Origin of the sequence: Kitasatospora sp. NPDC088264, assembly GCF_040685715.1 — a bacterium.
Classification (GTDB): domain Bacteria; phylum Actinomycetota; class Actinomycetes; order Streptomycetales; family Streptomycetaceae; genus Kitasatospora.
This window is the reverse complement of record NZ_JBFBIR010000020.1, coordinates 31,946-57,688: the sequence shown is the minus strand read 5'-3', so window position 1 is coordinate 57,688 and position 25,743 is coordinate 31,946. Positions and strand designations below refer to the sequence as shown.

Here is a 25,743-nt window from a genome sequence, read left to right as displayed (position 1 = left end):
GTGGACCACCCCGTGATCCGCCAGCCGTACACGTACGCGCGGACGGCGCTGGTCGAGCCGGACTGGCGGCGGCTGCCGGGCTGGCGCCGCGTCACCGAGGCGCAGTGGCGCGACGCCCAGTGGCAGCGGGCCCACTCGGTGAAGACCGCCCGGCAGCTGCGGGCCGTCGTCGGCGACCGGCTCGCCGACCACTTCTACCGCGAACTCGCCGCCGACCAGGCCGGGTTCGCCACCATGCCGATGCTGCTGCCGCCGCAGCTGCTGAACACCATGGCCCCGGACGCCCCGGCCGACCCGCAGGCCTTCACCGAGGCGTTCCTGGCCGACCCGGTGCGCCGCTACATGCTGCCGGTGCGCACCGACCGGCACCCGCACTGGCCCAGCCATCCCCGGGCCGAGCGGGATTCGCTGCACGAGGCGGACATGTGGGCCGTCGAGGGACTGACGCACCGTTACCCCACCAAGGTGCTGGCCGAGTTGACCGCCACCTGCCCGCAGTACTGCGGCCAGTGCACCCGGATGGACCTGGTCGGCACCTCGACGCCCCAGGTGGCCAAGACCCGGCTGCTGCTGCGCCCCGCCGACCGGCAGGAGCAGATGCTCGACTACCTCAAGCGCACCCCCGCCGTGCGCGACGTGGTGCTGTCCGGCGGCGACCTCGCCAACGTCCCCTGGCCCCGGCTGGAGTCCTTCCTGCTGAGGCTGCTGGACCTCGGCACCGTCCGGGACATCCGGCTGGCCAGCAAGGCCGTGGTCGGCCTGCCCCAGCACTGGCTGCAACCGCAGTTGCTGGACGGCCTGGCCCGGGTCGCCGAACTGGCCGCCCGCCGCGCGGTCAACCTGGCCGTGCACACCCACGCCAACCACGTGCGCTCGATCACCCCGCTGGTCGCCGAGGCGGCCCGGGCCCTGCTGGACGCGGGCGTGCGGGACGTCCGCAACCAGGGCGTGCTGATGCGGGGCGTCAACGACACCGCCGAGGACCTGCTCGACCTCTGCTTCGCCCTCCAGGGCGAGGCGAACATCCTGCCGTACTACTTCTACCTCTGCGACGTGATCCCGGGCGCCGAGCACTGGCGGACGCCGCTGCACCAGGCGCAGCGCCTCCAGGAGGCGATCATGGGCTACCTGCCCGGCTACGCGACCCCGCGCCTGGTCTGCGACGTCCCGCACGTCGGCAAGCGCTGGGTGCACCAGGCGGTGGCCTACGACCGCGAGCTCGGCATCTCGTACTGGACCAAGAACTACCGCACCGGCCTGGAGATCGGCGGCGGCCAGGACGCCCCGCTCGACCGGCGCCACCCCTACTACGACCCGGTGGACACCCTCCCGGAGACCGGCCGCCGCTGGTGGTCCGAGCCGTCCACCGCACGAGGAGCGCGATGAGCACCCCCGGCCCGAGCCCCGCCCCGAGCCCCGCCCCTCCCCGGGACGGCGAACTGCGCCGCCTGTGCTGGATCTTCCCCGACCGCGAGTCCTCCCGGATGGCCGCGATGTGGCACGGCTTCTTCTGGGACCTCTACGCCGAGAGCGCCGCCGACCTCGGCCTGCGCTGGACCAGGCACGCGCCGGAGGCCGTCACGGTGGACGCCACCGGGCCCGGCCGCCCCCGGGTCTACGTGGACGACGAGCCGGTCACCCCCGAGGACACCCTGTTCATCACCGCGCTCTACTCGCTGCCGTACCAGTCGATGGACGTCTTCAACCAGTACGCGCTGTACGCGGTGCTCGAACAGGCCGGGTTCTACCTGCCGTTCCCGCCGCAGGTCTCGCTGATCGGCAACGACAAGCTGGCCACCCTGCTGTTCCTGGGCGGCTCCCCGGTGCCGACCATCCCGACGGTGCGGATCGGCACCGGCCGGGACATCAGCAAGCACGGCTACGAGGTGGGCCTGCGGAACATGACCTACCCCGCGATCGTCAAACCCGCCGGCTGGTGCGGCGGCGGCGGGATCAACCTGGCCCGCGGCCCCGAGGACGTCCGGGGCCTGGCCAGCCTCGCCCAGGGCGGCGACACCACGCTGGTGGTCCAGCCCTACCTGGGCGACGGCACGATCGACTACCGGGTGTACGTCGTCGACGGCGAGCCGTACGCGGTGATGAAGCGGACCCCGGAGCCCGGCTCCCCGGTCGCCAACGCCAGCCGGGGCGGAGCCATGGAGTTCCCGCCGGTGCCGCCCGAACTCGCCGCCGCCACGGCCTGGTTCGCCGAGCGGCTGCCGATCCCGTTCTTCTGCGTCGACTTCCTGTACGACGGCGAGCGGTACTGGTTCTCCGAACTGGAACCGGACGGCGTGATCGCCCCCGACCTCACCGACCCGGACCGCACCCTCCAACGGGACGTCACCCGCGCCCGCTTCGCCGCCTACCGCGACGGCCACGCCAGGTGGCTCGCGGACGGCGCCCGCCCGCTCACCCTCGACCCCGCCCGAAGCCCCGCCCCCACACCCACACCCACACCCACACCCACCTCCAACCGCGACCTCGACCTCGCCCCCCGGACGGACTCCCGATGACCGCCTCCTTCTCCCTGCCCCCCGAGGCCGCCGAGCCCCGCCTGCACGTGGCCCGGCGCACCCTGGAGCGGCTGCGCAGCGTCCCCGACCTGGCCCCGCGCTACGCCAGCCACGTCAACGTCCACACCCTCGACCGGCTCGCCACGCTCCCGCCCCTGGCGAAGGACGACCTCAACACCGCCCTCGCGCACCTGGAGCCCGCCGCCGACCAGGCCGCCACCTGGCTGTTCCAGAGCGGCGGCAGCACCGGCGCCCCCCAGGTCGGCTACGCCCCCACCGGCTTCTACATGGCCGGCGTGCACGCCCACTGGCAGCCGCTCGACCGGACGGACGTCTTCGTCAACGCCTGGGGTGCCGGCCGGATGTGGGGCGCGCACTTCCTCGCCGCCGCGCTCGCCGACCTCTCCGGCTGCCGGATCATCGCGCTCGGCTCGGTCGCCGCCGAGGAGTACGGCGACTGGCTGGCCTTCCTGGCCGCGCGCCGGGTGACGGCCATCGGCGGGACGCCCAGCGTGCTGCGGCTCTGGTTCGCGCACGCCCGCGCCGCCGGCATCCGACTCCCCTCCCTGCGCAAGGTGTTGTGGCTCGGTGAGGCCTGGCAGCCCCAACTCGACGAGGACCTCGCCGTGGTGGCGCCCGAGGCGCGGCGCTGGGGCATGTTCGGCAGCACCGAGACCTGGGTGGTGGCCACCAACACACCCGACTGCCCGGCCGACACCTTCCACCCGCTGCCCGACCAGCTGGTCCACGCCGACGCCGGCGGCCTGCTCGACTTCACCACCCTCAACCCCGAGATGCTCAACCCCGTGCTGCGCTACCGCACCGGCGACGCGGGCGAGTTGACCGACTGCCCGTGCGGGCGCCCGGGCCCGGCGATGCGGGTGCTGGGCCGACGCGACAACGTCGTCCAGGTCCGCGGCCTCGGACTGGACGTGGCCGAACTGATCGCCCGGGCCGAGCGCGAACCGGGCGTGGCCCGGGCCCAGGTGGTGCTGACCGAACAGCGCGGCCGGGCCACCGGGGTGGAGGTCCTGCTGCTCACCGGCGGGACGGGCGCCACGCCCGACGCCGAGCGGCTGCGCAAGGAGCTGTTCAGCGCCACCTTCACGCTCAGCACCGCCTTCCAGCACGACCCGGAGTCCTTCCGGGTACGGCCGGTCGAGGAGCTGATCAGCAACGGCCGCACCGGCAAGACCGCCGGGCTGGTCCTGCGGGAGGGTGCGTGAAGTCCGACCGGACGGGCGAGGGCGTGACGTCCGACCCGGTGGGAGGCGGGACGGCGCCCGCGCGGCCGGCGCCGCTGGGCCGGGGCTTCGACCTGTTCTGGGCCGGGCAGACCGTCAGCCTGGTCGGCGACAAGGTCACCGTGTTCGTCGTCCCGACCCTGATGATCTTCGTTCTGCACGCCTCCGCCCTCCAGGTCGGCGTGGTGGCGATGGCCCAGTACCTCGGCATCCCGCTGCTCGGGCCGGTCGCCGGGGTGCTGGTCGACCGCTGGGACAAGCGCCGCACCATGCTCGGCTGCGACCTGGTCCGGCTGGCGGCGGTGGCGGCGATCCCGCTCGCGTACTGGCTCGACGTGCTGTCCACCCCGCTGCTGTTCGGCTGCGTGGCGGTGATCAGCGGCGCGACGATCTTCTTCAATGTCGGCTACCTGGTCGCCGTCCCCGCCGTGGTGCCCGAGGACGGCATGGTCCGCGCGTACTCCCGGCTGGAGGGCAGCGGCTCGGTCGCCGAGGTCGCCGGCCCCTCCATCGCCGCCGCCCTGTACAGCGCGCTCGGGGTGGCCGCCCTGCTGGTGGACGCGGCCAGCTACCTGGTCTCGGCCGTCTGCTTCCGGTACATGAGCCCGTGGGGCGAGCGGACGGTCGAACCCGGCTCGATCCGGGACCGGCTGACCCTCGGCTTCCGGCTCAACTGGGCGGACCCGGTGCTGCGCCGGGTGGTGCTGGCGGCCGTCACGCTCAACTGCGGCGGGCCGGTCTTCGTCACCGTCCTGCCCGTCCTCGCCTACCGGGGCCTGGGCGTGACGGTCGGCGCCTTCGGCGCGGCCATGTCGGTGGCCGCGCTCGGAGCGCTGATCGGCGCCCTGGTCGCCCCGCGGCTCAGCCGGCGGTTCGGCCTGGGGCGGACGATGGCCTGGTCGCTGCTGCTGCACTGCCTGGCCGGCCTCGGCCTGCTCGCCGCGCCCGCACTGCCGCCCGGGCCGGTGATCGCGGTGACCATGGGCTGCTACGGGTTCTTCATGTCCTGCATCAACGTGTGCAGCGCGCCCACCCGGCAGGCCCGGATGACCGCCCGCAACCAGGGCGTCATGCACGCCGCCTTCCGAACCGTCACCTGGGGCGTGATCCCGCTCGCCGCGCTGGTCGGCGGCCTGGCCGTCACCCTGCTCACCGGCCCGCTGGGCATCCTGGACGCGGCCCGGGCGGTGATGGCGGGCGGCACCCTGCTGGCCGCCTGTTCCTTCCTCCCCGCCCTCGGCCTCCAGCCGCTGCTGGACGCCGCCGGGCGCGAGGCCGCCGCCCCCGGGGAGCTCGCGGAGAGCGCGTCATGAGCGGCGGGAGCGCTGGGAGCGCTGGGAGCGCCGGGAGCGCCGGGAGCGGCGCGAAGGCCGGGAGCGCCGACGGGAAGGTCCTGCTGATCACCGGGACGTCCTCCGGCATCGGCCTGGCCACCGCCGTCGCGGCGGCCCGGGCCGGGTACCGCACGGTGGCCACCCTGCGCGAACCCGGCCGCGCCGGGGAGCTCCGGCGGGCCGCCGAGGCCGCCGGCGTCACCGTGGACGTCCGCCGCCTCGACGTCACCGACCCCGGCTCGATCGCCGCCTGCCTGGACGGCGTGGCCCGGACGTACGGGCGGCTGGACGCCGTGGTCAACAACGCGGGCGTCTCCAACTCCGACCCGACCCTGGAGATGTCCACCGACGCGGCGCTGCGGGCCAACCTGGAGGTCAACTTCTTCGGGGTGGCCGCGGTCAGCCGGGCCGCGCTGCCGCTGCTGCGGGCCGCCGCAGGCCGCCTGGTCGCCGTCGGCAGCGTGCACGGCGTGGTCGGTCAGCCGTTCAACGAGGCCTACTGCGCCGCCAAGTTCGCCGTCGAGGGGTTCCTGGAGGCGCTCGCCCCGGTCGCGGCGGCGCACGGCGTCCAGGTCTCGGTGGTCGTCCCCGGCTACGTCCCGGACACCCGGTTCGGGGTCTTTCCGGACATCGACCGCGGCACCGTCCAGGCCGCCTCCGGCCCGTACGCGCCCACCTTCGCCGGCTACCTGGACTGGATCGGCGGCCAGGGCTGGGAGTCGGCCGGCCAGCCCGCCCGGGAGGTCGCCGAGGTCGTCGTGCGGACCCTGCTCTCCGACCGGCCGCCCTTCCGGGTGCCCGCCAACCAGTGGGCCGCCGACTACCTGGCCGCCAAACTCGCCGACCCGGACGGCTCCACCGTCCAGTCCCTCGCCCGGACCTGGCTCGGGCAGCCCGAAGCACGCCTCCAAGCGCGAGTCGAAGCACCCCCCGCAGCACCCGCCGAAGCACCCCCCGCCGCACCCTCCTCCTGAGCAAGGGACCCGACCACCATGCCCGCCAAGCCCCTGGCCGAGCTGATCGCCTTCGCCCGCGCCAACTCGCCGTTCTACGCCGAGCTGTACCGCGACCTGCCCCCCGCCGCCGAGCGCCTCGACCAGCTCCCCGTCATCGACCAGGCCGCCTTCTGGGCCGCCAACACCTGGCCCGACAACCGCGTCCTGACCGGCCCGCTCAGCGACGCCGGCATCTACAAGACCGGCGGCACCACCGGCGTCCCCAAGTTCTCGCCCTGGACCCGCACCGAGCACGCCGACTCGGTCACCGCCTTCGGCGCCGGACTCGTCCGGGCCGGCCTGCGGCCCGGGCACCGGGTCGCCAACCTCTTCACGGCCGGCGAACTCTACGGCGGCTTCCTCTACATCGAGGGCGCCCTGCACCACGCCCCCGTGGACAACGTCCGCCTGGGCGTCGGCGGCGCCGCCCCCGACCCGTACATCGCCGACCTCATCACCGGCTTCGGCGTCCACGTGCTGGCCGGCGAGCCGATGAAGCTCAGCGCCGTCGCCGAGTGCCTGGTCCAGCGCGGGGAGACGGCCGACGGGGTCGAACTGCTGCTGTTCGGCGGCGACCTGCTCTTCGCCGACCTGCGGCCGATCCTCGCCCGGGCCTTCCCCCACGCCGCCGTCGCCTCCGTCGGCTACGCCTCCAACGACGCCGGGCTGGTCGGCTCGCCCGTCCCCGGCGACGACGTCCGGGTGCACGAGGCCTTCGCGCACCGCACGGTGGTGGAGCTCGTCGACGACGTCACCGGCAAGACGATCACCACGCCCAGGACTCCCGGCCGGGTCGTCGTCACCAACCTGTTCCGCACCCTGATGCCGATCCTGCGCTACCCGACCGGTGACCGCGCCGAGTGGACCGACGCCCGCTGCCGCCGCTTCCGCCTGCTCGGCCGCTCCACCGAGGGCGCCCGGGTCGGCACCGTCGCCATGCCCACCGAGGAGATCCGGGCCGTCCTGCTCGCCGCCGACCCGGAGCGCCACATCACCGGCATGCAGCTCGTGCAGCGCCGCTGGGCCGGGCGCGACGGCCTGATCCTGCGCCTCGGCTACACCGGGCAGCGGCCGGCCCCCGAGCTCGCCGACCGGCTCGTCGAGGCCGTGTACACGGCCCGGCCGCTCTACCCCGACGAGGTCGCGCTGGGCAGCATCCACGACCTCGCGGTCGAGTGGGTGCCGCGCTCCGAACTGGTCACCAACCCGCGCACCGGCAAGCTCCAGCAGGTACTGGACGAGCGTCCGCGGTCCTGACCGGGAGGTGACGACGGGGGCCGGGCAGCGGTGAGGGGCCGGGCGCTCAGTCGGTCTGCGGCCGGCCCCCGATCACCACGCTCTGCCCGCGGAACTCGGCGATGGCCTTCCCGTCCGCCCGCCGGACCGTCACGTCGTAGACCCCGCCGCGCCCGGCCCGCGACCGCTCCACCGCCTCCGCCACCAGTTCGTCCCCGACCGCCGCCGGGGCCAGGAAGACGACCTGCGCCGCCTGCGCGACCGTCACCGGGCCGTGGCTGTTGCAGGCGAACGCGAACGCGGCGTCGGCGAGCAGGAACAGGAAGCCGCCGTGCGCCGTCCCGTGGCCGTTCACCATCGTCGCGGCCACCGTCATCCGCGTCACCGCTCGACCGGCGGACACCTCGTCCAGCGCGATGCCCAGCAGCCGACAGGTCTCGTCCCGCGCGTAGAGGGCGGCGGTCCCGGGGTCGAGCATGGCGTCCTGTTCCCTCCGTCGACGGCGTCCCGAGCCAGCCTAGGGCACGGCGCCCGCCCGCCGTCCGGGGGAACTCGGCCACGCCGCCCCGCCGTTCGGCCCGCCCCGCCGCCCGCCGACCCTAAGGTCTGTCCGGCAAGATCCGCCGGACAGGCCCTGGCCTGCTCAGGTTCCCCGAGCGCAAGGACGGCTGATGGCCCAGAAGTCACCCGCGACCGCCACCCCACCGGGCCCCGCCGAGATCCCGTCGGCGCAGCCGCCCAGCGGATCCGTGACGGCCCTGCGGATCGGGGCCGCCGTGGCCGGCGCGCTGCCCTCCGTGGTGCTGCGGCTGGCCGAGGTGCACCTGGCGCCCGTGCCGGGCATGGTGGTCTTCGGCCTCGGCGTCCTGGCGGCGGCGCTCCTGCTGATGTGGGCCGCGGAGACCGCCCGGGCCGACATCTCCGGCCCGCTCGCCCTGGCCCTGCTGGCGTTCATCGCCGTCCTGCCCGAGTACGCCGTCGACCTCTACTTCGCGTACGCGGCCGGCACCCGGCCCGAGTACGCCGCCTACGCGGCCGCCAACATGACCGGCGCCAACCGGCTGCTGGTCGGCGTCGGCTGGCCACTGGTCGCCCTCGCCTCCTACTTCGCCGCCCGGCGCCGCGGCGCCGCCCCCGGGATCACCCTGCGGGAGCACCGCCGGATCGACACCGCCTTCCTCGGCGCCGCCGCCCTGGTGGCCTTCGTGATGCCGCTGACCCGGCAGATCTCCTGGGTGCTCGCGGTCGTCCTGATCGCCTGGTACGGCTACTACCTCTTCCGGGTCAGCCGCTGTAGCGAGGACGACGAGGAGGAACTCATCGGCGTTCCGGCCCGGTTGGCCGCCCTCCCCCGGCAGCGCCGCCGGGCGACCACCGTCCTGGTGTTCGCGGTCGCGGCCGGGGTGATCTTCGCCTGCGCCGAGCCCTTCGCCACCTCGCTGGTCGACGCCGGCGCCTCGCTCGGCATCGACCGCTTCCTGCTGGTGCAGTGGCTGGCCCCGCTCGCCTCCGAGGCGCCCGAGCTGATCGTCGCGGTCGTCTTCGCCTGGCGGCTGCGCGGGGACGACGGCCTCGGCGCGCTGCTCTCCAGCAAGGTCAACCAGTGGACCCTGCTGATCGGCTGCCTCCCGCTCGCCTACCTGGCCGGCGGCGGCGCGGCCTCCCTCCCGCTGGTCGAACGCCAGGTGGACGAGGTACTGCTGACCGCCGCGCAGACCGTCCTGGCCGTGGTGCTCCTGCTCGACCTTCGGTTCCTGCCCTGGAAGGCCGGGCTGCTGTTCGCCCTGTTCGCCGTCCAGTTCGCCCTCCCCGGCGAGTCCGCCCGGGTCGCCCTCAGCTGGGTCTACCTCGCCCTGGCCGTCCCGCTCCTCGCCGTACGCCTCCGCCAACTCCCGCCGACCGTCCGCGCCTTGGCGGGCCGCATCGAGGGCGATCCGCACTAGTCGGTGCGCGGGGGCAGGCGGCGGCCGACGACGAGTTCCGGGCGGATGCGGATCCGGACGGCCCCGGGGGCGCGGCCAGCGGCGGGGCCGACCTGGGCGCGGCCGAGGACGGTCACGTACCAGCCGGAGCCGTCCACGCCGTCCACCTCGTCGGCCTCGAAGGCGATCACGGCGTCGTCCACGGCCCGGGCGAGTTCGGAGCCGGCCGGGGCCGAGAGCAGCACTCCGCCGCCGTCCGACAGGTCGAGCCGGAAGGACACCGGCAGCACCGCCGGGAGGGCGCGGATGGTGTAGACCACCCGGCCGACCGCGGCCCTGGCCAGCAGTTCCAGCGCCCGCTCCCGGTCCAGTTCGAGCAGGTCGTGATCACCGTTCATGCTCTCGATGCTCGCCCCGGCGGTGGCGGCGCCGCGAGGGCCGATGGTCCCGCCGGGGGTCCCGGGCCCGGACGTCGCGTCAGCCCCGCAGGGAGCGCAGGTGCGCCGGCTGCGCGGCGGCGGCCGCCTGGCGCAGCTCGGTGGAGATCAGCGCGGCCTGCACCCGCCGCTCCACACCCAGCTTGGCGAGCAGCCGCGACACGTGGTTCTTCACCGTCTTCTCGGCGAGGTAGAGCCGTTCGCCGATCTGCCGGTTGGTCAGGCCCTCCCCGATCAGCGCCAGCACCTCCTGCTCGCGCACGGTCAGCGCGGGCCCGGTGGTGACGGGCTGCGCGGGCTCGGCGTCGCTGCGCAGGCGGTTGAGCAGCCGGGTGGCGGCGCCCGGGTCCAGCATCGAGCGGCCGGAGGCGACGGTCCGCACCGCGGCCACCAGGTCGGTGCCGCTGATCTGCTTGAGCACGTACCCGGCGGCACCCGCCATCACGGCGTCCAGCAGCGCCTCCTCGTCATCGAAGGAGGTCAGCATCAGGCAGGCCAGGCCGGGCATCCGGGAGCGCAGTTCACGGCAGACCGACACCCCGTCGCCGTCGCCCAGCCGGACGTCCAGCACCGCCACGTCGGGCCGCAGCGCGGGCACCCGGACGAGCGCCTGCTCGGCGGTGGCGGCCTCGCCGACCACCTCCAGATCGGGCTCGCCGTCCAGCAGGTCGTGCACCCCGCGGCGCACCACCTCGTGGTCGTCCAGCAGGAACACCCGCACCGGCGCCGGTGCCCCGGCGCCCGCCGTCTTGGTCGCCATCACGCGGCTCCACCTTCGTCACCCCCGCACACTCCCGGCAGGGCCCAGGGCATCATCGCCCACCGACCGCCGCAGGACCCAGGGCCCAACGACCCCATTCGGGCGAGCACACGGGCGGCGCGGCCCCCGGAGGAGCCGCGCCGCCCGTACCGGAGGGGCCGTCAGCGCCGCCGCGCGCTGCCGAGGCCCGCCAGCAGGAAGGCCAGCGCCACCCCGGCCCCGCTGACCGCCGCGAGCACCACCCGGGAGCCGACGGCGCCCTCGTCCGACAGCAGGATCGCCACCGCCCCCAGCGAGGCGACGGCGGCGCCGACGACCAGCCACCCCGCGAGGGTGACGGCGGCGGGGCGGCCGGAGCGCGGCGCCGGCCGGGCGCCCGGGGCCGCCCAGCGGGCGGCGGCCTCGTGCTGCTCCCCGCGCCGGTCCCACCGGGCGCGGACCCGCAGCGCCACGCCGCCGACCAGCCCGGCGAGGGCGATCTGCGCGGCGGGCCGCCAGTCGGGCACGGCGAGCAGCAGCCCGCCGGCCATGGCGAGGGCGGCCCACCACAGGACGCAGGCCGCCGCGGCCGTGCGGGTGGAGCGGGGCCGGTCGGCGCCGGCCTGGAGGTCGGCGATGGCGGGCAGGTACCAGACGCAGCCGCTCGCGGTGAGCGCGGCGGTGCCGATGGCGAGGACGGTGTGGGTCATGGGGCCGGCCTTCCAGGTCGCGAGGGGAGGGAGCCGTCCCCGCCCGTGACGGGGGCGCGGGCGGAGACGGCGGTCGGAGGGTTCGGAGCGGGTGGCCGGGGCGCGCCCGGCCTCGGGTCAGCTGTCCACGGCGGACCGCGCCCGCTCCGCCCTGGTCTGTGGCAGGTCGTACTTGGCCGGGCTCACGTCGCCCAGGTGGGTGGCGGGCTTGCCGGTGTTCTCCAGGACGTCCAGGGCCGCGATGTCGGGGTGGTGGAGGTCGAAGGCCGGGGATTCGGAGCGGATCCTCGGCAGCCGGACGAAGTTGTGCCGGGGCGGCGGGCAGGAGGTGGCCCACTCCAGCGAGCGGCCGTAGCCCCACGGGTCGTCGGCTTCGACCTTCTCGCCGTACTTGGCCGTCTTCCAGATGTTGTAGAGGAACGGCAGGATCGACAGTCCGAGCAGGAAGGAGAAGATGGTGGACAGGGTGTTGAGCGTGGTGAAGCCGTCCGAGGCCAGGTAGTCGGCGTAGCGGCGGGGCATGCCCTCGGCGCCGAGCCAGTGCTGGACCAGGAAGGTGCCGTGGAAGCCGACGGTGAGCGTCCAGAAGGTGATCCGGCCGAGCCGTTCGTCGAGCTTCTTGCCGGTCATCTTGGGCCACCAGAAGTGGAAGCCGGCGAACATCGCGTAGACCACGGTGCCGAACAGCGTGTAGTGGAAGTGGGCGACGACGAAGTACGAGTCGGAGACGTGGAAGTCGATCGGCGGGGCGGCGAGCAGCACGCCGGTGAGGCCGCCGAAGAGGAAGGTGACCAGGAAGCCGACCGTCCACAGCATCGGTGTCTCGAAGCTGAGCGAGCCCTTCCACATGGTGCCGACCCAGTTGAAGAACTTGACCCCGGTCGGGACGGCGATGAGGAAGGTCATGAAGGAGAAGAACGGCAGCAGCACCTGCCCGGTGACGTACATGTGGTGCGCCCACACCGTCACCGACAGGCCGGCGATGGCGACGGTGGCGGCGATCAGCCCCGCGTAGCCGAACATCGGCTTGCGGCTGAAGACCGGGATGATCTCGGAGATGATCCCGAAGAACGGCAGCGCCAGGATGTACACCTCGGGGTGGCCGAAGAACCAGAACAGGTGTTGCCAGAGCATCGCCCCGCCGTTGGCCGGGTCGAAGACGTGCGAGCCGAACTTGCGGTCGCATTCGAGGGCGAGCAGGGCGGCGGCGAGGACGGGGAAGACCAGCAGCACCAGCACCGAGGTGAGCAGCACGTTCCAGCAGAAGATGGACATCCGGAACATGGTCAGCCCGGGTGCGCGCATGCAGATGATCGTGGTGATGAAGTTGACGGCGCCGAGGATGCTGCCGAAGCCGGAGAGCGTCACGCCCATGATCCACATGTCGGCGCCGACGCTGGGCGAGTGGACGGCGTCGGACAGCGGCGCGTAGAGGAACCAGCCGAAGTCGGCGGCGCCCTGCGGGGTCGCGAAGCCGGCGGCGGCGATCAGCGAGCCGAACATGAACAGCCAGAAGGACAGCATGTTCAGGCGCGGGAAGGCGACGTCCGGGGCGCCGATCTGCAGCGGCATGATCCAGTTGGCGAAGCCGGTGAACAGCGGCATCGCGAAGAGCAGCAGCATCACCGAGCCGTGCATGGTGAAGGCCTGGTTGAACTGTTCGTTGGAGAGGATCTGCGTTCCGGGCCGGGCGAGTTCGGCGCGCATGACCAGCGCCAGGACACCGCCGATCAGGAAGAACCCGAACGCCGACACCAGGTACATGGAGCCGATCGTCTTGTGGTCGGTGGTGGTCAGCAGTCTGACCACGGCCGAACCGGGCCGTTTCGGCCGAACCGACGGCTGCGGTACGGAGGTTGGCGGTGGCGTGGGGTCGCCCTGTGCCGGGGTGGCGCTCAAGGACGCACTCCTTAGGAACGTCGTGCGAATGGCTGGCGATCCATGATCCGAACGCACCGCCCCCGCCCCCTAGGGCCGTTCGGCCCGCGCCCCCGGGGCCGCACGGCCCGCGTTCCGGCACCCGGACCGGGACCTCCGGTGGCCGTCGGTCCCTCCCCGGCCCCTCGGGCGGCGCTCACCGCGCCGACGAGCACCGCTGGAGGAACGCCGGAACCGCCCCGGCGCCCGCGCCCCGGACCTCGCCCGCCCGTCCCCGTCCGCCCCGGGGCCCGCACCCCCGGCCCCGGCCCTCCGCCGCACCCCGCCGGCCTCTCCCACCCCACCCCACCGGCCACGACACCGCGCCCGCCGGCCGCCACCGCCCCCGGCCGCCCCCTCCCCCGGATGCCCCCTCCCCCAGGTGCCCGAAGTGTGAGGGTCGCGTGACCGAAACAGGCCGATTCCGTGCCCTACAGATCGGATCGGCCGTCAAGTAGCCTGCGCCCACGCCCGCACCGCACCGGTCACGCACCCCCGCTCGGACACGCCCTGGCCCCCACCCACGCCCCGGAGGTACGCCGATGCCCCTGGCCCAGCCCGCCGCCCCCACCCGGCCGCGCTTCTCCGTCCTCGGCCCGCTGACCGGCGAAGCGGACGGCCGCCCGCTCGCCCTCGGTCCGCTGAAGCAGCGGCTGGTGCTGGCCGTCCTGCTGAGCCGCGCCAACACGGCCGTCCCGGTCGACCTGCTCACCGACGCGGTCTGGCCCGAGGAGCCGCCGCGCACCGCCCGCAAGAACCTCCAGGTCTACATCTGCACCCTGCGCACCCTGCTCGGCCGCGACCCCGGGCCCGAACGGCTGGTCCACACCGCCGGCGGCTACCTGCTGCGGGTCGCCGAACCCGAGCTCGACGTCCTGCAGTTCCGCGCCCTCGCCCGGGCCGGCCGGGCCGCCGCCGACAGCGGCGCGCTCGCCCCCGCCGCCCGGCTGCTGCGCCAGGCCCTCGACCTGTGGCAGGGCCCGCCGCTCGCCGACCTGCGCTGCTCGCCCGCCGTCCAGGCCGAGGCCGATCGGCTGGAGGCCCGCTGCCTGGGCGTCCACGAGGACTGGGCGGAGACCGAGTTGGAGCTCGGCAACGCCACCGCCGTCGCCGAGGAACTCGCCGACCCGGCCGAGCGCCACCCGCTGCGCGAACGCCTCCAGGCCGCCCGGATGAACGCCCTGCACCTGTCCGGCCGGCAGGCCGAGGCGCTCGCCGTCTACGACACCCACCGCCAGCTGCTCGCCCGCGAGTTGGGCCTCGAACCCAGCCCCGCCCTGACCGCCCGCTACCGGCAGCTGCTCGCCCACGGCCCGGCCCGCCCCGCCACCGCCCGGCCGGCGCAGCACCCCGGCCCGAGCGGCGCACTGCTGCCCGCCGACACCACCGACTTCACCGGCCGAAGCCACGAACTGCGGGATCTGATCGACGCGTTGGCGGAGGGCGGCGAGCGCGTCGCGGTCCTCTCCGGCCCGGCCGGCGTCGGCAAGACCGCCCTCGCCGTGCACGCCGGACACCTGCTCGCCGACCGCTTCCCCGACGGCCGGCTGCTGCTCCGGCTGCGCACCGAGGACGGCACCCCACGCCCGCTCGCCGACATCCTCGCCGAACTCGCCGCCCTCACCGGCCGATCCGGCCCGAGACCGGCCGACCCGGCCCAGGCCGCCGCCCTCTGGCGCGCCTCCCTGGCCGGACGCCGGATGCTGCTGATCCTCGACGACGCCCCCGGCGAGGCCGTAGTCCGCGAACTGCTGCCGGGCTTCGGCCCGAGCGCCACCCTCGTCACCTCGCGCAGCCAGCTCGCCGGACTGGCCTCGGTGCACCGGGTCACCGTGCCGCCCTTCGCCCCCGCCGAGGCGCTCGACCTGCTCGGCCGGATCGTCGGCACCGGCCGGACCGGCACCGACCGCGCGGCCGCCGCCCGGATCGTCGAGGCCTGCGGGCTGCTGCCGCTCGCCGTCCGGGTCGCCGGCACCCGGCTCGCCGTCCTGCGCCACCTGCCGCTCGCCGAGTACGCGGCCCGCCTCGCCGATCCGGCCGGCGCCCTGGACGAACTCGTCGCCGGGGACGTCACCGTCCGCGCCCGCCTCGACTCCGGCTGGCGCGACCTCACCGACCAGGGCCGCCTCGCCCTCGGCCGGCTCGCCGCCCTCCCGCTCTCCCTGCTGTTCACCCTCCCCGAGGCCGCCGCCGCCCTCGGCCGCCCCGAACGCCTCGCCCTGCGCACCCTGGAGGCCCTCACCGACACCGGCGCCGTCACCTCCCCCACCGGCGAGGTCACCGCCCACGCCGCCCTCTACGCTCTCCCCCGCCTCACCCACCTGCACGCCCGCGAGCACGCCACTGCTTTGGCCGACAACCTCAGCTGAGCCCGCCGCGCCGGCCGGCACCCCTCGGGCCGAGCGTCAGCACGTCCAGCAACTCCCCGCCCTCCGAGCCCTGTTCGACGGCCCGCAGGGCCAGCAGGACGCCCGCCGCCCCGGTGTGCAGGTCCGCCGAGAACCGCCGCAGCCGCATCCCGGGGACGAGCAGGCCCTCCGGCCGCGCGACCAGGTGCCACTGGAGCTTGCGGACCTGCTCGCGGACGGCGTCCCGGACCGCCGCCCCGCCCAGCCGGTCCAGCGCCAGCAGCAGCCCGGCGCGGCCCCGGAACAGCCCGGGCTCGCGCACGAATCCGGGTGCGCACACCCTCCGCACGTCGGCGAGGAACTCCCCGAACCCGCCGAACTCCCCGAACCCGCTGCCGCCGAGCGCCTGGTACTCCTGGGCGACGAGCGCGATCCCGCTGCTGCCACGGTCGAGGTAGGCGAGCCGCCGCCCCCGGTCGAGGACCTGGACCGACCCGTCGGGCACCCGCACGCACTGCGCCACGGCCCGCCCCAGCGCCTCGCGCCCGGAGGCCAGCAGCCAGTCCTCACCGGTCCGCTGGTACAGCCGCAGCTGGACGAGGGCGATCCCGGCCAGGCCGTACAGCAGTCCGGCCGCCGTCGGCGCGCCGAGCCCCGGGACGGTCTGCCCGCGCAGCACCGCGTCGAGCGCCCGCGCGTCGGCGAGGGCGTCCGCGAGTTCGCGCCAACTGCCGAGGGCGTCGGCGAGCCGCAGCCGGGCGAGCGCGGCGCCGGCCCGGCCGCCGTGGAGGGCGACGGTGGGCGCGGGCCGGGCCTGCCGGGCCTGGGCGGCCAGTTCGGCGGCCTCGTCGCCGCGGCCGACCCGGGCGAGCACGGCCGCCACGCCGAGCGGCCCGTCGAAGAGCCCTCCGGCGCCCGGTCTCGGGCCGCGCCGCCGCATCGCCGCGATCAGCCAGTCCGCGTACTCGTCGGGGCAGGGCGCCCCGGCGCGGTGCAGCGCGTACAGCACGCCGGCGGCGCCGTGGGCGACGCCGGTGCCGCCGTCGGCGAATCCGGCCGGGTCGCCGGGGAAGAGCCGGTCCGGCCGGTCGGGGGTGGCCCCGGCGTGGATGCCGGCGACGAGTTCGTTCCTGGCGGCGTCGAGGGTGGGCCCGGCGAGGAGTTCACGGACCCGCCGTTCGCCGACCGGTTCCACCCGCGCCACCGGTGCCACGGCGCCCGGCCGCACCGGCCCCTCCTCCGGCCCGAGGCCGAACCAGTGCCGTGCCCGCCGTTCCAGCGCGGGCAGTTTGCCGGGATCGCGTTCGGCCAGCTCCATCACGGGCATCAGCAGCATCAGCCAGGTGGCCCAGAGCATGTGGCGGTCGGCGTCGGCCCCGTCGAGCCCGGGCGGGGGCTGCAGCGCGCCCGCGCCGGCGAGCGGGACACGGCGGCCGGTGAGTTCCTCCGCGTACTCGAAGTCGACGAGCACCACCGAACCGTCCGGACGGACGATCACATTGGCCGGGTGCAGGTCGCCGAACCGGACGCCCCGCTCGTGCAGGGCACCGAGCGCCTTCTCCAGTCCGGCCACGACCCCGGCTACCCAGTGCGCGTACTCGGCGCGCTGTCCGGCGGTGCAGTTCTGGTGCACCAGCGGGTAACGGCGGATCGCCTCGGCGAACAGCTGGACGCCCTCGATGTGCTCCTGGACCAGGAAGGTGTGCTCCCAGACCGTCCGGACCTCGTGCAGCCGGGGCACGCAGTCCAGGCCGGCGAGCCGTTCCAGCGCCCACTGCTCGCGCCGCAGCCGGGTGACGGCGTCGTCCCCGGCGGCGTCCAGCCCGGCGTGCGGGCGGGCCTCGCGCAGCACCACCCGCTCCCCGGTGGTCCGGTGCTCGGCGAGGTAGATCCCGCCGGCGTTGGAGAACTGCAGCACCTCGACGATCCGGTACGGCAGGTCGCCGCCGGCCGCCTCCCGGGCGGCCAGGTGCGGGCGCAGTTCCTCGGGCGGTTCGACCCAGGCCGGCAGCTGGAACACCGGGTCGCGCCGGTCGGGGACCAGCTCGCCGGACGGGTCGCGCAGCGCGGGCACGGGCCGCCCGTCCTCGTCCTGGCACCACAGCTCGACGAACGCGCCGTAGCGCACGTACACGGGGGCCGTCCCGATCCGCAGGTCGGTGAGCACGTACGGCCCCCGGCGGCCCGCCAGCACCTCGGCCAACTCCGCCGCCACGGCCAGGAACTCCGCCTCCGACCCCGGGTAGACGGTGACGAACTTGCCGCTGCTGCCGCGCCCCATGTACTTGCCGTTCGCGACCCGCAGCGCCTCGTCGCTGCGCAGGAACTTGAACGTCGTGCGGCGCGCCATGCAGACCCGCGCGACGGCCCGCAGAGTCGCCTCGGCCTCCTCCGGCACGGTCGAGACGTGGATCTTCCAGCCCTGCTCCGGCAGCCGGGCGCCGTCCGGCCGCAGCGCCGTCCACAGCCCGCGCCGCTCGCGCCGCCACCCGGCGGGCGGTGCGCCGAGCCCCAGCTGGTACCGGCCGGCCCGGTCGCGGAGCCGGCCGGGGGTGTCGTAGTACGTCGGATCGGCGAGGCAGTACAGCTGGGTCTCCTGGGCGCCGGCCATGGCGCGCCTCCTCTTCCGGGTCGTCTTCCGGGCTCTTCCGGGCTCTTCCGGGCTCTTCCGGGCTCTTCCGGGGAACTCTTTTCCAAGCTCTTCCGGGTCGCTCGTCTCCCGGGCCGCCGAACGGTTCAGCCTGCGGGTGCGGGTAGCGGTGCGGGGGCCGGGGCAGGCGCCGGACCGCGCCGGACCGGCGGCGCCCAGGTGACGACGGCCGCGCAGAGCGAGATGGCGAGCGCCAGCAGGGCGAAGGTCCGGGTGCCGCCGAGAGCGCCGAGCAGCGCGCCGCCCACCAGCGGGCCGAACGGCTGGACCAGGGTGGACAGGAAACCGGCGGCGCTCTGCACCCGGCCGATCCGGTCGGGCGGCGCGGCGAGCAGCATGCCGGAGACGAAGCCGATGCTGGCGACCGTGGACAGGCACATGCACACCGCGCACAGCAGCCCGATCAGCAGCGGGATCCGGGTGAGCACCAGCACCCCGGCGGTGGCCGCGGCCGCCCAGCAGCTGAGCGCCACCAGCCTGCCGTCGCGCACCCCGGGGCGCGCCTCAGGGCGTGTCTGACAATTCCCGTCGGGCGCGTGAATTGTCAGACGCGCCCTGGCCTCCAGCCTCGGGGCGAGCAGCGCGCCGGCCAGGGCGCCGGCCGCGGTGCAGGAGACCACGGTGCCGCCGCCGATCCCGGAGTGGCCGCCGTCGGAGGCCACGGCCAGGGTGGTGAACATCAGCGCGCTGAACGCGAAGTTCATCCCGAGCCCGAAGATCAGCAGCAGGGTGCGCAGGTAGGGCTGGCGCCAGATGAAGCTGAGCCCGGCGGTCAGTTCGCCGCGGCTGAACGCCGCGCCGCTCCTGGCGGCGGGCACCGAGCGGGTCCGCATCAGCGCGACGCAGACGGTGGAGAGCAGCAGCCCGACGCCCTCCGCGAGGAACGGCAGCACCGGGTGCCAGGCGAACAGCGCGCCGCCGGCGATCGGCCCGACCAGCCGGGCGGCGGCGCCGCGCGCCTGCATCCGGGACGAGGCCGCGCGGACCTGCTCGCGCGGCACCACCGCGCGCAGCAGGCCGCCGGCGGCGGGCCCGTAGGCGCTGGTGATGAGCGCCCCGGCGGCGGCCACCAGCAGCACCAGCGGCAGCGGGGTGTGGCCGCGCAGGACGGCGATCACCAGCGCGGTGACGGCGAGCAGGCTGCCGACGTCGCACACCCGCATCAGCCGGCGCCGCTCGATCCGGTCGGCGATGACGCCGCCGGGCAGCATGGTGAGCAGCAGCGCGCCGATCGAGACGGTGCCGATGGCGCCCGCCTGGGCGGCCGATCCGGTCTCCCGCAGGACGAGCAACGGCAGGGCGATCGAGGCGAGTTGGGAGCCGAGCGAGGCCATCAGGCCGCCGACCCAGAGCAGCCGGAAGTCCCGGTTGCGGGAGAGCGAGGTGGGCTCCATGGCCGTCCTCCGGGGTGGGGGGTGGAATCGGGCCGGGGCGGTCCCGCACCGGCGGGACCGCCCCGGAAGCCAATCGCTGCCCGGCGGCCGGGGGCGGTGGTGCGCCCGCCCCCGCGCCGGACACCGCTGACCTGCCGCCGGTCAGGCGGAGGTCTCGGCGGAGCTGACGTAGCTGATCAGGCTGAAGCAGCTGCCGTCGGAGGCCTCCTGAAGGACCTTCATCGCCTGGAGGTCCAGGACGTTGGCGGCGTGCGCCTCGACCTCGGGGGCCTCCTCGCTGTCCTCGCCGACGATCGGGTCGATGTTCTCGGCCATGGCTGAACTCCCTTCACTGGGTTGATCGGTGGGGGTTCGACGGGTGGTGGCCCGCCGTGGTGAAGACGGTAGGCAGGCGGGGCTTCGCACGGCCTGCGAACCGGTACGGCACCGGTATGGCCGCAGGTCGGGGCGCCGGCGGCGGCGCCTCCCGGCCCGCCGAGCCCGCCCGGCGGCGCTGCGCACCCGCTCCGGGCTGCGGCCATACCGCCGGCAAGGCGGCCGCGAACCGGGCCCGAAGCCGGGCCGGGGAGCCTGGCCCGGCACGCCCGCACGCCCGGCTCCGACCACGCCCACCCCGGCTCCATGCGCACCCCGACCCCGCGCACTCTCCAGCCTCATGCACTCCCCGACCCCACGCACTCCCCCGACTCCACGCACACCCCGATGCACTCCCCGCACCGCGAAGGACTAGCGAAGGACTGCCACCATGCCCTGCCCGCTCTGCGCCCAACTCGCCAGCACGAACGACCAGTTCTGCCCCGCCTGCGGCACCCCCCGGGCCGCCGCCCTCGACCTGGCCGCCGAGGAGCGCAAGCTGGTGACGGCGGTCTTCTGCGACCTGGTCGACTCCACCGCCCTGTCCGGCACGCTCGACCCGGAGACGCTGCGCGAGGTGATCCTGCGCTACTTCGAACGGATGCACCGTCAGATCGAGGCGCACGGCGGCACCTTGGAGAAGTTCATCGGGGACGCGGTGATGGCGGTGTTCGGCGTCCCGGTGATCCGCGAGGACGACGCCCACCGGGCGCTGGCCGCCGCGCTCGCCATGCTGGAGGACCTGGAGGACCTCAACACCGAGCTGGACGCCACCCTCGGGGTCCGCCTGGACGTCCGGATCGGTGTCAACACCGGCCAGGTGGTGGCGGGTTCGGACGCCTCCGCGCGCCAGGCCCTGATCTCCGGCGAGACCGTGAACATCGCCGCCCGGCTCCAGACCCAGGCCGCCCCCGGCCAGGTGCTGATCGGCCCGCAGACCCTGCGCGCGGCGGGGCCGGCCGCCCAGGTGCACGAGGTCGGCCCGCTGCGGCTCAAGGGCAAGGCCGAGCCCGTCACCGCGTACCGCCTGGTCGGGCTGGACGAGGACGACCCCGAGCTGCTGCGCCGCTTCGACGTCCCGCTGGTCGGGCGGGAGCGCGAACTCGCCCAGCTGGACGCCGCACTGGCCCGGGTGGCCGGCGGTCAGGGCGCCGAACTGCTGCTGGTCGTCGGCGAGGCCGGGATCGGCAAGACCCGGCTGGTGCGCGAGTGGCAGGAGCGGACGGGCCGGCACACCGCGCGCTGCGGCACCGGCCGCTGCCGCAGCTACGGCGAGCAGGGCGTCCTGACCCCGCTCGCGGAGGCCGTCGGGGCCCTGCTCGGCGGCCCGGGGACGCCCGCGCCCGCCGAGGCGCTGGACCGGCTGGCGCAGGCCACCGCGCCCGGGGTGAGCGCCGAACAGTCCCTGGACCGGCTGGCCGCGATCCTGCGCGGGCGGACCGTCGAGCGCCCGGCCGTGCTGGTCCTGGACGACTGCCAGTGGGCCGGCCCGGTGCTGCTGGACGCCGTCGAGCGGCTGGTCGCCGCCCTCGGCCAGGCCCCGGTGCTGCTGCTGTGCCTGGCCCGGCCGGAGCTGCCGGCCTCCCGCCCGGAGCTGCCGGCGCTGCCGGTCGGCGGCCTGTCCTGGGACGAATCGGCGCTGCTGGCCGCTCAGTTGACGGAGCTGAGTGCCCACCAGGACGCGGTGCCGACCCGGCTGCTGGAGCGCGCCGAGGGCAACCCGCTGCACCTGGAGGAGCTGCTGGCCGCCCTCACCGAGGCGGACGGCCCCGCGCTCGCCGACGAACTCCCGCCCACCGGCCGGGCGCTGCTCAGCGCGCGGATCGACGACCTGGAGCGCGACGAGCGCACCACCCTGGACCTGGCCGCCGTGCTCGGCCGTGCCTTCTCCGCCGCCGAACTCGCCCAGCTCGCCCACGGCGGCGCCGACCACGACGCCTTCGCCGACCCGGAGGACGACGTCTTCACCGGCCCGTTCGACGGCCTCCCCGGCCTGCCCGCGGGCGACGACACCCCGCCTCGGCTGCACGCCGCGCTGGCCCGGCTGACCGAGCGCCGCCTGGTCGAACCGGCCGGCACCAGCTTCCGGTTCAGCAGCGGCCTGGTCCAGGAGTCGGTCTACCAGTCGATGTCCAAGCGGGCCCGCGCCGAGCGCCACGAACGCGCCGCCGACCTGCCGGCCGTCCGCGCCGCCGGGGACGCCGCCGTCGGCGGCCACCTGGAGCGCGCCCACCGCTACCGGCTCGAACTCGGCCTGCTGGACGCCCGGACGGACGCCCTGCGCACCCGCGCGGCCGCCGCCCTCGGCGTGGCCGGCGCCCAGGCGCTCGCCCACGCCGACCTGCCCGCCGCCACCGACCTGCTGGAGCGCGCCGTCCGGCTGCACTACCCGAACGAGCGCACCGCCGGCCCGGCGCTGCGCCGCCTCGGCGAGGCCCGGCTGGCGCTCGGCCGGGCCGACGAGGCCCTGCCCGTCCTGGCGCAGGTCCGCGACTCGGCCGCCGATCCGCTGGACGCCGCGCACGCCCGGCTCGCGCTGGCCGCGCGCGGTCTGCCGCCCGGCCCGGAGCAACCTGCCGCCACCGCCCGCGCCGTCCTCCCGCTCTTCATCGACCTGCGGGACGACCTCGGCCAGGCCCGGGCCGGGCTGCGCCTGGCCGAGGAGCACCTGCTGGCGGGCCGGCACACCGAGGCGGAACGGCTGCTGGACGACGCCCTCGACCACGCCGCCCGCACCGACGCCGAGCTGGACCGGGCCGCCGTGCTGGCCGCGCTGGCCGCCTCGCTGCTGGCGGGCCCCGAGCCCGTCCCGAACGCCGTCTTCCGGCTGCGGGCCCTGCTGGCCGGGCACGGCGCCGGCCACCGGACGGTGCGGGTCGCGCTCAACGGCCCGCTGGCCGTCCTGCTCGCCCTGCGCGACCGGCCCGACGAGGCCGAACTGCTGCTGGCCGAGGCCAACGGCCTGGCGGGCGAGCTGTCGCTGGCCGACGCGATGATCTCGCTGCCGGCCCTGACCGCCCAGGCCGCGGCGGCCACCGGCCAGACCGCGCAGGCGCTGGACCTGCTCGCCGACGCCGCCGAGGTCGCCCGCCGGCTGGGCAACTCCGCCCCGCTGCCCCGGCTCGCCCTCACCACCGCCCGCGCCCTGCTGGACACCGACCGCCCGGGCCCGGCCGCCCGCCACCTGGACGGCGTCGACGCCACGGCCGCGCTGCCGCCGGTGCTGGCGATCGAGCTGGACGCGCTGCGCGGCCGGCTCGCCGCCTCCCGGGGCGAGGCCGACCCGGCGCTGGAGCTGACCGCGGCCGCCGCACAGGCCGCCGAGGCCACCGAGTCGCTGCTGCTCCAGGCGCTCACCGCGCTGGACCGCGCCCACGCGCTGCTGCTGCTCGACCGGCGGGCCGAGGCCGCCGTGGCGGCCGCCACCGCCCGGGACCGGTTCGCCGCCAAGGGCCACCTGCCGGGCGTGCGCCGGGCCGAGCGGCTGGGGGGCGCCCGGTGAGCGGCCCGGCCGGCCTCACCTGGAGCCTGCGCGGCCGGACCGCCGCGGACCTGCCGGTGCTCGCCGACACCACCGCCCACGGCACCACCGCCCACGGCAGCGCCGGCCCCGACGGCGCCCTCGACGGCGGGGGCACCGGCGGCGGGGGCACCGGCAAGGGCGTGCGGGTGTGCGTCGTGGACTCCGGCATCGAGCCGGACCACCCGCTGGTCGGCCCGCTGAACGGCTCCTGGGTGGTCGTCAAGGACCCGACGACCCGGGAGCTGGTGGTCCGCCCCGACCGCACCGGCGACACCTGCGGCCACGGCACCGCCTGCGCGGGCATCATCCGCCGTACCGCCCCGGACTGCGAGCTGTACAGCGTCCGGGTGCTCGGCGAACGCTTCACCGGCACCGGCGACATGCTGATCACCGGGCTGCGCTGGGCCGTCGAGCAGGGCTTCGACGTCGTCAACCTCAGCCTCTCCACCACCCGGACCCGCTTCCTGGAGGAGCTGCACGCGATCGCCGACGACGCCTTCTTCGCCCGCACCGCGATCGTCGCCTCCGCCCACAACACCCCGGTGGAGAGCTACCCCTGGCGGTTCTCCTCGGTCATCTCGGTCGGCAGCCACCAGGAGGACGACCCGGCCCTGCACCTGTACAACCCGGCGCCGCCGGTCGAGTTCTTCGCCCCCGGCCAGAACGTCCGGGTCCCCTGGCTCGGCGGCTCCACCATCCGCACCACCGGCAACAGCTTCGCCACCCCGTACGTCGCCGGGCTGTGCGCCCGCATCCTGTCCGGCCACCCGAGGCTGACGACCTTCCAGCTGAAGAGCGCGCTCTACCTCACCGCAGCCAACGTCCAGGTCGGCCCCGGTGCCGGTCCTCACCGTCCCCCAGGCGGGAGTTCGACGACCGAGCCCACCCCGTCCACCCCCATCACGGAGGCGCCCGATGACCCTCAGCACTGATCCCGCCGTCGACCCGCTGGCCCGCGAGCTGCTGCAGTCCGTGGTGGACGTGGCCCGCGCGATCTTCGGCGCCGAGGCCGGCTCGGTCTGCCTGCTCGACGAGGCGGCCGGGGAGCTGGTGTTCCAGGCCGTCTCGGGGCGCGGCGAGGAGTCCCTGGTGGGCCGCCGCTTCCCGGCGGGCAGCGGCATCGCGGGCTGGGTCGCCGCCTCGGGCGAGCCGATGGTGGTCGACGACCTGGGTGCGAACCGCACTTTCGACCGGGCCTTCGCCGAGTCCACCGCGTACGTCCCGAACGCGCTGATGGCGGCGCCGCTGACGCACGGCAGCCGGGTGCTGGGCGTCCTGGAGGTACTGGACCCGGCCCCGCAGGCCCGGTCCAGCCTGCCCGAGCTGGACCTGCTCGCCCTGTTCGCCCGCCAGGCCGCCGCCGCCCTACGGGTCATCGCCGAGCGTTCCCCGGCCCCGGCGGCGGTGCCCGACCGCGCCGCCGCCCTCGACCTGCTGGCCGACCTGGAGGAGCTGCTGCGCCGTCAGCCCTGACGCGGCGCCAACCTCGCGATCGATCCGCGCTCCAGCGCCGCGTACACCGCGCCGTCCGGGCCGACGGCGATGCCGTGCGGCTCGGCGGCCGGGCCGGGCAGCTGGTAGCCGTCGAGCAGCCCGTCCGGGCCGAGCACCCCGATCCGGCCGGCGCCCCACTCGGTGAACCAGAGCCGGCCGTCCGGGCCGCAGGTGATCGCGTGCGGCCGGGCCGCCCGGTCGGCCAGCGGGTACTCGGTGACCTCGCCGTCCACGGTGATCCGGCCGACCAGCCCGCCGCCGATGCCGACGTACCAGAGCGCGCCGTCCGCCCCGGCGGTGATCCCGACCGGGGCGGTGCCCCCGGTCGGCAGCGGGTGGACGGCCACCTCGCCCCCGACGGTGATCCGGGCGACGGCGTCCGCCTGGTTGAGCGTGCACCAGAGCGCGCCGTCCGGGCCGGCCGTGATGAACGACGGGAAGGCCCCGGCCCGCGGCAGCGGGTACTCCGTCACCTCGCCCTCGACGGTGATCCGCCCGATCCGGTCGGCGTTCAGCTCGGTGAACCAGAGCGCCCCGTCGGGCCCCGCCGCGATCCCGTACGGCCCGGCGCCCGCCGTCGGGACGGCGAAGGAGCACGCCTTCCCGTCGGTGTCGATCCGCCCGATCCGGTGGTCGCGCATCCGGGTGAACCAGAGCGCGCCGTCCGGGCCGACGGTGAGCACCGCGGGCCCGCACTCCGGCGCCCCGAGGCCGTACCGCTCGACCGTGCCGTCCGCCGCCAGCCGTCCGATCTCCCCGGCGTGCACCAGCGTGAACCACACGCCCCCGTCCGGCCCCACGGCGACCCCGTACGGTCCGGCCCCCTCCTCGGCGACCTCGATCAGCTCCGCGATCCGTGCCATGCGAACCCCCGTCCTCACTATTGCGACTTCCGTCGCATTAGTGATCCTCGCACGCCCTCCCCTCCCC

The 25,743-nt window shown here is 75.6% G+C and carries 20 protein-coding genes; 11 read left to right on the top strand and 9 right to left on the bottom strand.

Annotated elements, in window-relative coordinates:
- From AB0O82_RS18080 to AB0O82_RS18055, 6 genes are read left to right on the top strand one after another with little or no spacing between them, the layout of a single operon-like run.
- A complete protein-coding gene (locus tag AB0O82_RS18080; RefSeq protein WP_363584729.1) occupies positions 1–1,386 on the top strand; it encodes a lysine 2,3-aminomutase in 1,386 nt (461 codons plus the stop codon).
- Entirely contained in the window at positions 1,383–2,516 is a 1,134-nt protein-coding gene (locus AB0O82_RS18075; protein WP_363584727.1) for a hypothetical protein, read from the top strand. The genes AB0O82_RS18080 and AB0O82_RS18075 overlap by 4 nt, the downstream gene beginning before the upstream one ends.
- Entirely contained in the window at positions 2,513–3,742 is a 1,230-nt protein-coding gene (locus tag AB0O82_RS18070) for an AMP-binding protein (RefSeq protein WP_363584725.1), read from the top strand. Before AB0O82_RS18075 ends, AB0O82_RS18070 begins: the two co-directional genes overlap by 4 nt.
- Positions 3,739–5,073, top strand: coding sequence for an MFS transporter (locus AB0O82_RS18065; RefSeq protein ID WP_363584723.1), 1,335 nt, complete (start codon positions 3,739–3,741; stop codon positions 5,071–5,073). The genes AB0O82_RS18070 and AB0O82_RS18065 overlap by 4 nt, the downstream gene beginning before the upstream one ends.
- Positions 5,070–6,068 (top strand): SDR family NAD(P)-dependent oxidoreductase, encoded by a 999-nt coding sequence (locus AB0O82_RS18060; RefSeq protein ID WP_363584721.1) that lies wholly within the window; start codon positions 5,070–5,072, stop codon positions 6,066–6,068. The genes AB0O82_RS18065 and AB0O82_RS18060 overlap by 4 nt, the downstream gene beginning before the upstream one ends.
- Before the next feature lie 18 nt (positions 6,069–6,086).
- Positions 6,087–7,346, top strand: a complete 1,260-nt coding sequence (locus AB0O82_RS18055; RefSeq protein ID WP_363584719.1) for a phenylacetate--CoA ligase family protein — start codon at positions 6,087–6,089, stop codon at positions 7,344–7,346.
- Between the two features lie 46 nt (positions 7,347–7,392).
- Here AB0O82_RS18055 and paaI read toward each other — a convergent pair whose 3' ends face one another.
- Positions 7,393–7,803 carry a hydroxyphenylacetyl-CoA thioesterase PaaI gene (gene paaI, locus AB0O82_RS18050; RefSeq protein WP_363584717.1) on the bottom strand — a complete coding sequence of 137 codons (411 nt, stop codon included), beginning with the start codon at positions 7,801–7,803 and terminating at the stop codon, positions 7,393–7,395.
- A 193-nt stretch (positions 7,804–7,996) separates the two neighbouring features.
- Between paaI and AB0O82_RS18045 the strand changes: the two genes are divergently transcribed.
- Positions 7,997–9,268, top strand: a complete 1,272-nt coding sequence (locus AB0O82_RS18045; protein ID WP_363584715.1) for a hypothetical protein — start codon at positions 7,997–7,999, stop codon at positions 9,266–9,268.
- Here AB0O82_RS18045 and AB0O82_RS18040 read toward each other — a convergent pair.
- The 4 genes from AB0O82_RS18040 to ctaD all read right to left on the bottom strand — a co-directional run bounded on the left by AB0O82_RS18040 (position 9,265) and on the right by ctaD (position 12,942).
- Positions 9,265–9,645, bottom strand: coding sequence for a pyridoxamine 5'-phosphate oxidase family protein (locus AB0O82_RS18040; RefSeq protein ID WP_363584713.1), 381 nt, complete (start codon positions 9,643–9,645; stop codon positions 9,265–9,267). The two genes, AB0O82_RS18045 and AB0O82_RS18040, sit on opposite strands and share 4 nt — an antisense overlap.
- A 79-nt stretch (positions 9,646–9,724) precedes the next feature.
- On the bottom strand, positions 9,725–10,444 hold the full coding sequence (locus AB0O82_RS18035; protein WP_363584711.1) for a response regulator transcription factor: 720 nt from the start codon (positions 10,442–10,444) through the stop codon (positions 9,725–9,727).
- A 161-nt stretch (positions 10,445–10,605) separates the two neighbouring features.
- Complete coding sequence (locus AB0O82_RS18030) at positions 10,606–11,133, bottom strand: hypothetical protein (RefSeq protein ID WP_363584709.1); 528 nt, start codon at positions 11,131–11,133, stop codon at positions 10,606–10,608.
- Between the two features lie 117 nt (positions 11,134–11,250).
- Positions 11,251–12,942: a cytochrome c oxidase subunit I gene (gene ctaD / locus AB0O82_RS18025; protein ID WP_363584707.1), complete on the bottom strand. Its 1,692-nt coding sequence runs from the start codon at positions 12,940–12,942 to the stop codon at positions 11,251–11,253.
- A gap of 650 nt (positions 12,943–13,592) precedes the next feature.
- Between ctaD and AB0O82_RS18020 the strand changes: the two genes are divergently transcribed.
- Positions 13,593–15,419: a BTAD domain-containing putative transcriptional regulator gene (locus AB0O82_RS18020; RefSeq protein ID WP_363584705.1), complete on the top strand. Its 1,827-nt coding sequence runs from the start codon at positions 13,593–13,595 to the stop codon at positions 15,417–15,419.
- Here AB0O82_RS18020 and lanKC read toward each other — a convergent pair.
- The 3 genes from lanKC to AB0O82_RS18005 all read right to left on the bottom strand — a co-directional run bounded on the left by lanKC (position 15,412) and on the right by AB0O82_RS18005 (position 19,757).
- Positions 15,412–18,009, bottom strand: a complete 2,598-nt coding sequence (gene lanKC, locus AB0O82_RS18015; protein ID WP_363584703.1) for a class III lanthionine synthetase LanKC — start codon at positions 18,007–18,009, stop codon at positions 15,412–15,414. The two genes, AB0O82_RS18020 and lanKC, sit on opposite strands and share 8 nt — an antisense overlap.
- A 125-nt stretch (positions 18,010–18,134) precedes the next feature.
- Complete coding sequence (locus tag AB0O82_RS18010; protein WP_363584701.1) at positions 18,135–19,442, bottom strand: MFS transporter; 1,308 nt, start codon at positions 19,440–19,442, stop codon at positions 18,135–18,137.
- A gap of 141 nt (positions 19,443–19,583) precedes the next feature.
- On the bottom strand, positions 19,584–19,757 hold the full coding sequence (locus tag AB0O82_RS18005; protein WP_363584699.1) for a hypothetical protein: 174 nt from the start codon (positions 19,755–19,757) through the stop codon (positions 19,584–19,586).
- A 430-nt stretch (positions 19,758–20,187) separates the two neighbouring features.
- Here AB0O82_RS18005 and AB0O82_RS18000 point away from each other — a divergent pair, with 430 nt between their 5' ends.
- The 3 genes from AB0O82_RS18000 to AB0O82_RS17990 are packed head-to-tail and all read left to right on the top strand — an operon-like array spanning position 20,188 to position 24,792.
- The gene (locus AB0O82_RS18000; protein WP_363584697.1) at positions 20,188–23,298 is read left to right on the top strand and encodes an adenylate/guanylate cyclase domain-containing protein; all 3,111 of its coding nucleotides are present in this window, start codon (positions 20,188–20,190) and stop codon (positions 23,296–23,298) included.
- On the top strand, positions 23,295–24,251 hold the full coding sequence (locus tag AB0O82_RS17995; protein WP_363584695.1) for a S8 family serine peptidase: 957 nt from the start codon (positions 23,295–23,297) through the stop codon (positions 24,249–24,251). Before AB0O82_RS18000 ends, AB0O82_RS17995 begins: the two co-directional genes overlap by 4 nt.
- Positions 24,235–24,792, top strand: a complete 558-nt coding sequence (locus tag AB0O82_RS17990; protein ID WP_350879761.1) for a GAF domain-containing protein — start codon at positions 24,235–24,237, stop codon at positions 24,790–24,792. Before AB0O82_RS17995 ends, AB0O82_RS17990 begins: the two co-directional genes overlap by 17 nt.
- Here AB0O82_RS17990 and AB0O82_RS17985 read toward each other — a convergent pair.
- On the bottom strand, positions 24,783–25,676 hold the full coding sequence (locus AB0O82_RS17985) for a virginiamycin B lyase (RefSeq protein ID WP_363584693.1): 894 nt from the start codon (positions 25,674–25,676) through the stop codon (positions 24,783–24,785). The genes AB0O82_RS17990 and AB0O82_RS17985 overlap by 10 nt on opposite strands.
- Between the last annotated feature and the right edge of the window lie 67 nt (positions 25,677–25,743).